Origin of the sequence: Streptomyces sp. DI166, from assembly GCF_900091315.1 — a bacterium.
GTDB classification, from domain to species: domain Bacteria; phylum Actinomycetota; class Actinomycetes; order Streptomycetales; family Streptomycetaceae; genus Streptomyces; species Streptomyces fuscus.
The window spans coordinates 1-10331 of sequence record NZ_FLSP01000168.1; the positions used below are offsets into that span (position 1 = coordinate 1).

Annotated in this window: 9 protein-coding genes; 7 read left to right on the forward strand and 2 right to left on the reverse strand. The window is 72.9% G+C overall.

Features of this window, described 5'->3' with window-relative positions:
- Positions 1-458 precede the first annotated feature (458 nt).
- Positions 459-1445 carry an NAD-dependent epimerase/dehydratase family protein gene (locus GA0115233_RS38620; RefSeq protein WP_093725278.1) on the reverse strand — a complete coding sequence of 329 codons (987 nt, stop codon included), beginning with the start codon at positions 1443-1445 and terminating at the stop codon, positions 459-461.
- 180 nt (positions 1446-1625) lie between these two features.
- Here GA0115233_RS38620 and GA0115233_RS38625 point away from each other — a divergent pair, with 180 nt between their 5' ends.
- On the forward strand, positions 1626-2390 hold the full coding sequence (locus GA0115233_RS38625; protein WP_093725280.1) for an SDR family NAD(P)-dependent oxidoreductase: 765 nt from the start codon (positions 1626-1628) through the stop codon (positions 2388-2390).
- 386 nt (positions 2391-2776) lie between these two features.
- Here the strand turns inward: GA0115233_RS38625 and GA0115233_RS40785 are convergent, their stop codons facing one another.
- Positions 2777-3718 (reverse strand): ScbA/BarX family gamma-butyrolactone biosynthesis protein, encoded by a 942-nt coding sequence (locus GA0115233_RS40785; protein ID WP_176712095.1) that lies wholly within the window; start codon positions 3716-3718, stop codon positions 2777-2779.
- A gap of 220 nt (positions 3719-3938) precedes the next feature.
- Here GA0115233_RS40785 and GA0115233_RS38640 point away from each other — a divergent pair, with 220 nt between their 5' ends.
- From GA0115233_RS38640 to GA0115233_RS38665, 6 genes are all read left to right on the forward strand, one after another.
- A complete protein-coding gene (locus GA0115233_RS38640; RefSeq protein WP_093725282.1) occupies positions 3939-4604 on the forward strand; it encodes a ScbR family autoregulator-binding transcription factor in 666 nt (221 codons plus the stop codon).
- Between the two features lie 46 nt (positions 4605-4650).
- A complete protein-coding gene (locus GA0115233_RS38645; protein WP_093725284.1) occupies positions 4651-4968 on the forward strand; it encodes a LysR family transcriptional regulator in 318 nt (105 codons plus the stop codon).
- A 553-nt stretch (positions 4969-5521) separates the two neighbouring features.
- Entirely contained in the window at positions 5522-6910 is a 1389-nt protein-coding gene (locus GA0115233_RS38650; RefSeq protein WP_093725286.1) for a class II 3-deoxy-7-phosphoheptulonate synthase, read from the forward strand.
- A gap of 166 nt (positions 6911-7076) precedes the next feature.
- Positions 7077-8066, forward strand: coding sequence for a helix-turn-helix domain-containing protein (locus tag GA0115233_RS38655; RefSeq protein ID WP_093725288.1), 990 nt, complete (start codon positions 7077-7079; stop codon positions 8064-8066).
- The gene (locus tag GA0115233_RS38660) at positions 8063-8272 is read left to right on the forward strand and encodes a hypothetical protein (RefSeq protein WP_093725290.1); all 210 of its coding nucleotides are present in this window, start codon (positions 8063-8065) and stop codon (positions 8270-8272) included. The genes GA0115233_RS38655 and GA0115233_RS38660 overlap by 4 nt, the downstream gene beginning before the upstream one ends.
- A partial coding sequence (locus GA0115233_RS38665) for an AfsR/SARP family transcriptional regulator (RefSeq protein WP_093725292.1) occupies positions 8269-10331 on the forward strand: 2063 nt, incomplete at its 3' end. The genes GA0115233_RS38660 and GA0115233_RS38665, both read left to right, overlap by 4 nt.

Here is a 10331-nt window from a genome sequence, read left to right on the forward strand (position 1 = left end):
GCGGGCCGTTGGTCTGTCAGAGCGGGGGTGGGTGGCGTTCGGTGCGGCGGGCGTGCGTGCCGGGTGGTGGTTGCGGCGGTCTGTGGGGCGGGAGCGGGCGAGGGGTCCCTGTGTGTGCGTGGCGCTGAGGTCGGGCCGTGGGGTCTGGCGGTCTGGTCGGACCCGGGCCGGGTGGTTCGTCGGACGGCCCGGGGTGCGGGGCCGGGGGGCGTCCGCTCCTGCCGCTACGTGCCGGGCGGTGGGCGCCGTGGCCTGGGGCGGGGACGGGCAAGCGCCGTGTGGGGGGTGGGGCGGACCCCGGAGGGGCAATGCGGCGTTCCGGGTGGGTGGGGGGTGTGCGCGGATGTGTTACTGCGTGTGCGCTGGTGGGCGAGGAGATCGTTGGGTGGGCGCCTAGCGTGGGCTCGGTGCTGCGGCGCCCCCGCCGGGCCGGGGACTGGCCCGGCGGGAGCCGGTCGTCATCGCGTGGAGAACAGCTCCCCGTCCGTGCGGCGGGACAGCAGCGACCGGTACCAGGCGGCGCCCACGGCGAAGTCGCGGGCGAAGTCGTCCAGGGGCGCCATGTCGAGCAACTGCCACAGACGGGAGCTGTCGTACCAGTGGTCGACCGCCAGCAACGACAGACGCCGCCGGACCAGGGGGTCCCGGTCGGCGCCGGTCAGGGCGGCCGCCCGGGCGAGGGAGACCTCGCCCTCGGGCAGCGGGAGCCGCAGCTCGCGGCAGACCGCCCCGACCAGGTCCCGCACCGGCACCGGCTCCGGCCGGGCGGCGTGCAGGACCTGACCGCGCGGCAGCTCGGGCCGCAGGGACAGCGCGGCCACGGCCCGGGCCAGGTCGTGCACACCGATCAGCGACGTGCGGGCCCGCCCGCCGTCGATCCACCGGGGGAAGGCGGTGAGGAAATCCACCAGGGCCGGTACCACCCAGACGTCGCCGGGGCCGTACACCAGGTGCGGGCGCAGGACGACGCCGCCGGCCGCGAGGACCCGTTCCTCCCCGGCCAGCCTGCTGACGCTGGTGGGCGAGGACGGCCCGAGCACCGGTTCGCCCTCCCGGGCCCCGGTGTGCGGCTCGTCCCGGTACACGGCCGTCGTGCCCAGCTGGACGATCCGCTCGACCCCCGCGCGAGCGGCCTCCTCCAACAGGGCCCCGGTCCCGGCGTCGTTGACGGCCGCGCAGTCCGCCGGGCTGCCGCCGATCAGCGAGGCCAGGTGGAGCACGGTGTCCACGCCGTCGCAGACCCCGCGCAGCGAGCGCGGGTCGGTGAGGGAGCCGCGGCGCACCTCCACCCTGCCGGTGTCGTCGGGCGTCGTCGGGCGGTGGTGGACCAGCAGGCGCAGCCGTGGAGCGTTCGCCGCGTTCGGGCCGTCGGCCAGCAGCGCGGCCACGTGGGAGCCCACGAAGCCGGTGCCGCCGGTGATGAGTATCCGTCGCGTCGGTGCCATGCGAATTTCTTCCGATCTTGTCTCGGGAACAGTGATCAGGCCAGGCAATGCGGAACGGAGGGGGGAGAAAACGGCGCGTGGGGGGTGCCGGTGGCCCTGTGGAAAGGGCCGGGAAATGGATTCGAGTCAGATTTGAGTGCGACGCGAATCAGGGACTTAAATCACGGGTAATGTGAGGCCATGCGCTACGGCGGACTTCTGCAGGGAAAGCACGCGTTCATCACGGGCGCCAGCAGTGGGATCGGGGCCGCGGCGGCCCGGGTCTTCTGCCGGGAGGGAGCCGCGGTCACCCTGGCGGCCCGCCGCGAGGAGCGGCTCGCCGCACTGGTGGACGAGTTGCGCGCCGAGGGCGGCAAAGCCCAGTACGTGGTGCTCGACGTGGCGGTGAAAGCGCAGGTCGAGGAGGGGTTCGCGCGGGCCGCGGAGAGCTTCGGGCGGCTCGATGTGGCGTTCAACAACGCCGGGGTCGGGGCCGAGGGAACGCCGATGCACCTGATGGGCGACGAGGTCTACGACACCGTCATGGACACCAATGTCCGCGGAATGTGGAATTGCCTGCGTCAGGAAGTCGCGGCGATGCTGGAGCACGGTGGCTCCATTGTCAACACGAGCAGTACGGCGGGGCTTGTGGCGACCCCGGTTGCTGCCCCTTACATTGCCGCCAAGCATGCCGTCATCGGATTGACCAAAGCGGTCGCAGCGGAATATTCGGCGAGTGGAATTCGGGTCAATGCGATTGTGCCCGGGGCGACGCACAGCGAAATGCTGGACGCGTGGCTGGAGCGGATTCCCGGGGTCGCGGAGGAAATGGCGCGGGCGGCGCTGCTGCCGCGGATCGCGGTGCCGGAGGAGATCGCCGAGGCGGCGGCCTGGCTGAGCAGTGACCGGGCCTCGTTCGTGGTCGGCGCGACGGTGCCGGTGGACGGCGGGTGGACGGTGCGGTAAGCGGCGGCGAGTCGGTGGGGCTGCGTCGGTGCGGGTCATGGGACGAGCTCCTGAGCTGTGGCGGAACTGAAGGTGCGGTGCCCGGCGCTGGGCCGGGGGTGAGCGAAGGGCGGTGCCGGTGGAGGGCGGAAGCGGACGGGACCGTGCGCGGATCCACGTATGCCGGGGTACGGATGTGCGGATCGGGCGCCGGGAGCGGTTGGGCGCGGGCGGCGGGCGGGCGCGGGAACGGTGTGCGGGCCGGGTGGCCGGACGGTTTCCGGCGCGGGGCGGGCGACGGGGCCGATGGTGCGCGTATTAGAGCCGATGGTGCGCGGATGAGAGGTGCGGCGCTCGTTGCCGACGGCAGGCCCACCCACCTGCGGGCCCGGTGGTCGCCCGGCGGGCTAGCGGGTCCCGGCCGAGCCGCGGAAAAGGATCTCGAAGACCTGCTCACCGCCCTGGTGGCCGGTGACGGACAGCGTCCATCCGCCGTCGGTCTCCTCGGTGAGGTCGGTCCGGACGGTGCAGGGGGCGTCGAACTCGACGTAGCGCGAGCAGGAGACGACGCAGGAGAAGGGACGGAAGGGGCGAGGTCCGAAGGTCAGGTGCGCGGCCTGCTGGGCGGCGTCGAGGAGGACCATCGCGGGCATGTGGTCGTTCGGGTGGTCGAACATCAGCGGGTTCGACACATCGGCCCGCAGCAGCCACTCGCCGGGCAGGTCCCCGGCGGACAGTGCGACGTCGCAGGCGTGGGTGCGGCCGACGGAGTGCGGCGGCAGGGGTGCGGGCAGCGGCGCGGCCAGTGCGGCCGGCCAGGCGGTCTCGGTACGGCCGCGGCGCAGCCGGCGGTAGACCTCGGGGGTCATGACGGAGCACTCCCCGCCGCCGGTGCCGATGATCTCGCCGTCGGCGCGGATGACCACCCGGGCCTCCAGGGCGGACGGGATGCCGCGGCGGTGCTTCAAGTCGTGGACGGATACGTCGAGTTCGAGCCGGTCGGGCGCGCCGGGGGCGAGCAGCAGGGCCGGGTCGATGCGGTGGTGGGCGGTGGAGACGAGGAACTGATGGCCGAGCGGGACCCCGAGGCCGTCGTGCGCGACCAGGATCACGGCCTGGCGTATGGACTCGATGACCAGTGAGGGCAGGAAGTCGCCGTCCTGGTCGGTGAAGCGGCGGTGGTCCGCGGGCCATTGGGTGAAGACGGTGTAGTGGCCCTCGTCGAGCTTCGTGATGCCGGTCGGCAGCACGTCCTTGCGGTCGGTGCGGTGTACGAGCCTGGTGTCGACGGCCGTCGCGGGCGGCAGGATGTGCGGCCTGACCGGTGCGACCGGCCTGACCGGAAACACCGTCCTCCTGATCCCCCCGTGGCGGCGTCGGCCCCTGTGAATACCGATGTTCGTGGTCATTGCTCTTCCTTCTGGAACGAGAAGGTGCATGACGGGTGACTGGTTCCAACCCCGCCGGTAAGATACGCGCATGCGGGTATGTTTTTCAATGAGAGCGGGTGGTTCCGCATAAGCGCCCGCTCTGGACACTCCATCAACTACGACGAAGGAAGGGGGCCCAGTGGCACAGCAGGATCGAGCCATCAGGACACGTCAGGCGATTCTGGAGGCGGCCGGTGAGGTCTTCGCCGAGTGCGGCTACGCCGCCACCAGGATCTCGGACGTCTACCAGCGGTGCGGTGTGACGAAGGGCGCCTTCTACTTTCACTTCACGTCCAAGGCCGAGCTGGCGCAGGCGGTGCTGGACGAGCAAGTGGCGGACCAGATCCGGTACTTCGCACCGCCGCAGGAGCCCGGAGCGCCCAAGCTCCAGGAGTGGGTGGACGTCACCCTGCTCGTGGCGCACCGGCTCACCTTCGACCGGATGCTCCAGGGCAGCATCCGCCTCGCGGTGGACCAGGGGCACGACGTCATCGACCGCAAGGTGCCGTACCAGGCCTGGATCGAGGTGAGCACCCGGCTGCTGGGGGAGGCCCAGGAGCGGGGCGAACTGGTGCCGGGGATCGATGTGGCGACCGTGTCCGAGGCGGCGGTCGGCGCCTTCACCGGGGTGCAGCTGCTGTCGGAGATCATGACGAACCGGGCGGACGTGGAGGAGCGGATCGCCGTTCTCTACGACCTGATGGCCCGGTCCCTGGCCCGGCCCGAGGTGTACGGCCGGCTCGACATCACCGCGGGACGCGGCAAGGCGCTCTCGCGCGGGGCCGCGGTCTCCGGCTCCGTCTGAGGCGTTTTCCGGGCGGCCCCGCCGGGCCGGCCGAAGGGAGCGGCACATGCAGATCCAGCAGCTACGGGCATTTCGCGAGGTGGCGGCCGAGTTGAGCGTGACTCGGGCGGCCCGCAACCTCAACTACGCGCAGTCGACGGTGACGGCGCAGATCCAGGGGCTTGAGGAGTCGGTGGGGGCGGCGCTGTTCGACCGCAGTCACCGGCGGCTGGCGCTGACCGAGGCGGGGGCGCGGCTGCTGCCGTACGCCCGGATCATCATCGACGCGGCGGAGGAGGGGCGGCGAGCGGTGGCCGCGGCACAGGCAACGCCCCGCTGCGACGCGCGGGTTCGCCGGGTGCGGCGGGCGCGGGTGCCGTCGTAGCCGTTGCGGTGTCGTCGTGCTTGTGCCTGACGTAGCCGTCGCGGTGTCGGCGTGCTTGTGCCTGACGTAGCCGTCGCGGTGTCGGCGTGGCTGTTCCCGGCGTAGTTGTCGGGGTGCCGTCGTAGCTGTGCGGAACTGGTCCTTCATGTGGTTGCCGACGATTGGGGAGTGACTGGAAGAGATTCTTGTGCTGGAACTGGGTAAGCCCGACGCCCTCGGAATGTGACATTCCGGGGGCGTTGTCCGTTCGCGCGTATTTCGGCAAGGGGCGGTGCGCGGTGCGGCAACCGGGCGGGCGGGGACGTTCGTAGAGTCGTGGCATCGCGGTGAGTCCGGGGCCGTTGACGGGCCGGATGCCGCTCGCCCCCCGAGTCGCGGCCCTCCCCCCGACCGGCGCACTCCTCGTACATCCCCCGGCGAGGAGTGTCCCGGCGGCGGGAGGGCCGCTCCGTACCCCGGAGCCGTGACGTATCCGGAGCCCGTGACGTCGCGGGCGATCCGCCGCACACCCGATCCGACACCTTCCCCGGACACAAGTGAGGCACAGCTCAACATGAATGCTGATCAGCGCATGACGGACGTGGACTCCTGGCGCCGCTTTCCCGCCGCCCAGCAGCCCGAATGGCCCGACCCGGACGCCCTCAAGGGGGTGCTGGCGGAGCTGGCGACCTACCCGCCGCTGGTGTTCGCCGGGGAGTGCGACCAACTGCGCGAGCGCATCGCGCGGGTGGCCAGGGGCGAGGCGTTCCTGCTCCAGGGCGGCGACTGCGCCGAGACCTTCGACGCGATCACCGCCGACCAGGTGCGGGACAAGGTCAAGACGCTGCTGCAGATGGCGGCCGTGCTGACCTACGCCACCTCGGTGCCGGTCGTGAAGATCGGCAGGATCGCCGGGCAGTACTCCAAACCGCGCTCGAAGCCCGTCGAGGTGCGCGGCGACATCACCCTGCCCGTCTACCGCGGCGACGCCGTCAACGGACAGGAGTTCACCGAGGAGGCCCGCCGGCCGGACCCGGAACGCCTCAAACGGATGTACCACGCCTCCGCCTCCACCCTGAACCTGATCCGGGCCTTCGTGACCGGCGGCTACGGCGATCTGCGCCAGGTCCACGAGTGGAACCGCGACTTCGTCAACAGCTCCCCCGTCGGCGCCCGTTACGAGGCGCTCGCCCGGGACATCGACCGCGCCCTGACCTTCCTGGCCGCCTGCGGGGCGGACCCCGGGGAGTTCCACCTCGCGGAGTTCTACTCCAGCCACGAGGCGCTGCTGCTGGACTACGAGGCGGCCCTGACCCGGATCGACTCGCGCACCGGGCACGCCTACGACGTCTCCGGGCACATGGTGTGGATCGGTGAGCGGACCCGGCAACTGGACCACGCGCACGTGGAGTTCGCGGCCTCCGTGCGCAACCCCGTCGCCGTCAAGCTCGGTCCGTCGGCGACCCGGGACGAGGTGCTCGCGCTGATCGACCGGCTCGACCCCGAACGGGAGCCGGGGCGGCTGTCGTTCATCACCCGCATGGGCCGGGACCGGGTGCGCGACGTGCTGCCCGCGCTGGTGGAGGTGGTGACCGAGGCCGAGGCGCCGGTCGCCTGGATCTGCGACCCCATGCACGGCAACACCTTCTCCGCCGCCAGCGGCCACAAGACGCGGCACTTCGACGACGTACTGGACGAGGTGACCGGCTTCTTCGAGGCGCACCGGGCACTGGGCACCCACCCCGGCGGTATTCACATCGAGCTGACCGGGGACGACGTCACCGAGTGCGTGGGCGGCGGCCACCCGATCGGTCTGACCGACCTGCACCGGCGCTACCAGACCGCCTGCGACCCCCGGCTCAACCGCTACCAGGCGCTCGATCTCGCCTTCCAGGTCGCGGAGTTGTACGCCGACCGCGCGGTGCCGGCGGTGACCGGGCCGCGGCTGGCGCGGGTGGCCTGAGCTGCGCCTTCTCGGTGAGGCCGGGCCGATGGCGGTCCGGCCTCGGCGGTGTGCCCGCCTCCGGTGATCCATCGAAACTCTCGATCGAAGTAGAAAACCCGCATGCGGGTATGTTTCCCTGGTGGTGCTTCGACGAGAGCTCCGACATCGGAACAGGGGGTACGCGATGCAACGTGTCAGTGAGGTGAGGCCGCGGCAGGTGCGCCGGTGCACCGCCGATCCACCGCCCGCCGAGCGCGGCGGACTGCAGATCGTCAGGAACCACGAGGAGATCCTCGAAGGGACCACGGTCCGGCACCGCTTCGGCGAGGTCACCGTATCGCTGGTGCAGGGCGGTCCCCGCGAACTGGTCCGGCCCGGCCGGCTCATCGCGGACGGGCGCCGCGCCCGCCTCAGGGTGTGCCGTCCGCTGCGCGGCGAGGTCTGGGTCTTCCAGGACGGACGGCACGGCGTCGTACGGCCGCCGCAGCTCATCTCATTCGACACCGGGCGCCCGTTCAAGGTGATCATGCCGGAGGAGTTCCGGATGGTCGACGTCATGGTGACGCACTCCCTGGTCGGTCTCACCGCCACCGACACCCAGCGGCTCACCGCCCGCGCCTGGAACGGCGACCAGGGCGTCGCCGCGCTGCTGAGCGGCATGCTCGAAGGGCTCGACCGGCACGGGGAGGAAGTGGAGACGGCCGTCGATCTGCTCGGCGGGAGCGTCGCCGGACTGACCGCGGTGCTCTTCGCCGAGCGGATGCGCGAGGTCGCGCCCGACAGCGAGATCGCCCGGCAGGCGCTGATGCTGCGGATCCAGGCCCATGTGCGCGAGCACCTCGCCGAGCCGAGTCTGAGCCCCAACGAGGTGGCCCGGCGGCACAACATCTCGCTGCGCTACCTCCAGAAGATCTTCCAGGAGTTCGGGGTCAGCCCGGCCCGCTGGATCCGCGACGAGCGGCTCGCCCGCTGCCGGACCGAGCTGGCCGACCCCGCCCTCGACCACCTGCCCGTGGCGCTGATCGGCGAACGGGCGGGCCTGTACGGCGCCTCCCACTTCAGCCGGCTCTTCCGCGGCCGTTACGGGGTCACCCCCAGTGAGTTCCGGAAGGAGCGCCGCGCCATGCACCACCTGGACAGCGACACCGTTTCGAATGCCGGAGCGCGGTCGTGAGCGCGGCGGGTACCGCCCCGGAGGCGGTGTACGGGACGGTGGAGCACTTCCTCGGGCTGCTGCTGCCGGGCGGACTGCCGCCGGAGTCGGCCTGCCCCGGGCGGCTGGTGTCGGCGCGGACGGTGACCCACCAGGGCGGCCCGGCGCCGCGTGCGGCGGGGCGCGGTGAGCGGCGCACCCGCTCCGGACGCGGGAGGACGACATGACCGCGACCGCCACCGGGCTGTCCGAACTGCGGATCAAGGTGCTCGGGCCGCTGGAGATCCACGTCGGCGGCGAGCCGCGCACCCTCACCGCGCCGATGGCGCGGCGGGCGCTGGCCGTACTGCTGCTGGACGCCAACCACCTGGTCTCCGTGCAGGCCCTCGTCGAGGAACTGTGGGACGAGGAGCCGCCGCGGCTGGCCCGCAAGACCGTGCAGACCTACATCTACCAACTGCGCCAGGCCCTCAAGGGCAGCGCCGACGGCGACACCGGGGAGCGGCTGGAGACCGGTTCCGGCGGGTACCGGCTGACCGCGCGGCCGGGGGAGCTGGACCTGTGGGAGTTCGAGCAGCGGGTGAACCGGGCCCGGGCCGCGCTGGCCTCCGGGGCGCCGGAGGACGCGGCGCGGCTGCTGCGCGAAGGGCTCGCGCTGTGGCGCGGGGAGCCGTTCGCCGGGCTGGAGGCCGGGCCGCTGCTCGCCGCGCGGATCGCGCAGATCGGCGAGGCCCGGCTCGCGGCGCTGGAGCTGCGGATCGAGGCCGATCTCCAACTGGGGCGCCACCAGGGGCTGGTGGCCGAGTTGCGGCGGCTGACCGTGGACCATCCGCTGGACGAGCGGTTCACCGCGCAGCTGATGATCGCGGCGCACCGGTCGGGACAGCGCAGTACCGCGCTGGACGCGTATCTGCGGCTGCGGCAACGGCTGGTGGACGAGCTGGGGATCGAGCCGTCGGAGCGCCTGCGCAAGCTCCAGCAGGACATCCTGCGGGAGGTGCTGCCCCCGGCGGCGAAGCCGGAACGGCGGCCGGTGCCGGTCGCTTCCGCTCCGGTCGTCGACCAACTGCCGCTGGAGACCCCGGACTTCGTGGGGCGCGAGCCGGAACTGGCCCGTATCGCCGAGGGCGGCGCCGCCGTCGTGACGCTGCTCGGACCGGCGGGGGTCGGCAAGACCGCGCTCGCCGTGCGGGCGGCCCGGGCGATGGCGGGGCGGTTCAAGGACGGGCTGCTGTACGCGTCCCTGCACGACACGGCGGACCGGCCGCGTTCCCCGGAGGCGGTGCTGCGGTCCCTGCTGGACGGGCTCGGCGTCGCGCGGCAGCGGCAGCCGGAGGACGCGGAGGGGCTGGCGGCGCTGTTCCGGGCGGCGGCGCGGGAGCGTGCGCTGCTGGTGCTGCTCGACGACGCGGCCGGCGCGGAGCAGGTGCTTTCGCTGCTGCCGGGCGGGGAGTCCTGTCTGACGGTGGTGACGTCGCGGGTGAGGCTGTCGCTGCCGGGGGCGCGGCGGCTGACGCTGGGGCCGCTGGGGGCGGAGGAGGCGGAGGGCTTCTTCGTCCGCCTGGTGGGGGAGGACCGGGTCGCGGGGCACCGTCCGGCACTCCGTCACGTGCTCGCCCGGCTCGGCGGCGACCCGCTGATGCTGCGGGCCGTGGGCGAGCTGTACGCGGCCCGCCCGATGTGGACGCTGACCGACCTGGCCGCGGGTCTGGTCGACGACGACCGCCTGGTCGCCGAACTCCAGGACGAGGCCTGCGCGGCACCCTCCCGGGCGCACAGTGCCCTGGACCGCCTGTCCCCGAGGCTGCGCGGCGCCGTGCACCGGCTGACCGAGGCGGGCCCCGGCCCCTTCGACACGGAGCGCGTCGAGCGCGTGCTCGGCCTGGACACCTGGACGGCCCAGTCCCTGGTGGGCCGCCTGCTGGACCGGCACGTCCTCGTCCTGTCCGACAGTGCCCCCGGGGGCCCGGCGATGTTCCGGGTGCCGGAGCTGATCCGGGTGGGGGTACTGGCGCGGGCGGGCCACGGTGCCGAGGACTGGGCCCTGGCGTGGGAGGGCCACGGTGCCGAGGACTGGGCCGACGGAACGGGTCCCGGCCGGGGGGACACCGCACGCCCGAGGACCGGCGGGGCGGAGGCCGCCGGGGCCGGGGGGCTGCGGGGCGAGGCCGAATGCTCGGCAGCTCCGGGCGGGATTGTGGACGCGGTGCGGGCCGGGGGCGGTCGCGCCGGGTCTGAGGGCGTGGCGCGGGCCGGGGGCGGTCGCGCCGGGTCTGTGGATGTGGC

Excerpts from the sequence above, each read along its gene's own strand:
- GA0115233_RS38625 (WP_093725280.1), top strand. The coding sequence starts at position 1,626 with ATGCGCTACGGCGGACTTCTGCAGGGAAAGCACGCGTTCATCACGGGC.
- GA0115233_RS38645 (WP_093725284.1), top strand. The coding sequence starts at position 4,651 with ATGCAGATCCAGCAGCTACGGGCATTTCGCGAGGTGGCGGCCGAGTTG.
- GA0115233_RS38650 (WP_093725286.1), top strand. The coding sequence starts at position 5,522 with ATGAATGCTGATCAGCGCATGACGGACGTGGACTCCTGGCGCCGCTTT.
- GA0115233_RS38620 (WP_093725278.1), bottom strand. The coding sequence starts at position 1,445 with ATGGCACCGACGCGACGGATACTCATCACCGGCGGCACCGGCTTCGTG.
- GA0115233_RS38655 (WP_093725288.1), top strand. The coding sequence starts at position 7,077 with ATGCAACGTGTCAGTGAGGTGAGGCCGCGGCAGGTGCGCCGGTGCACC.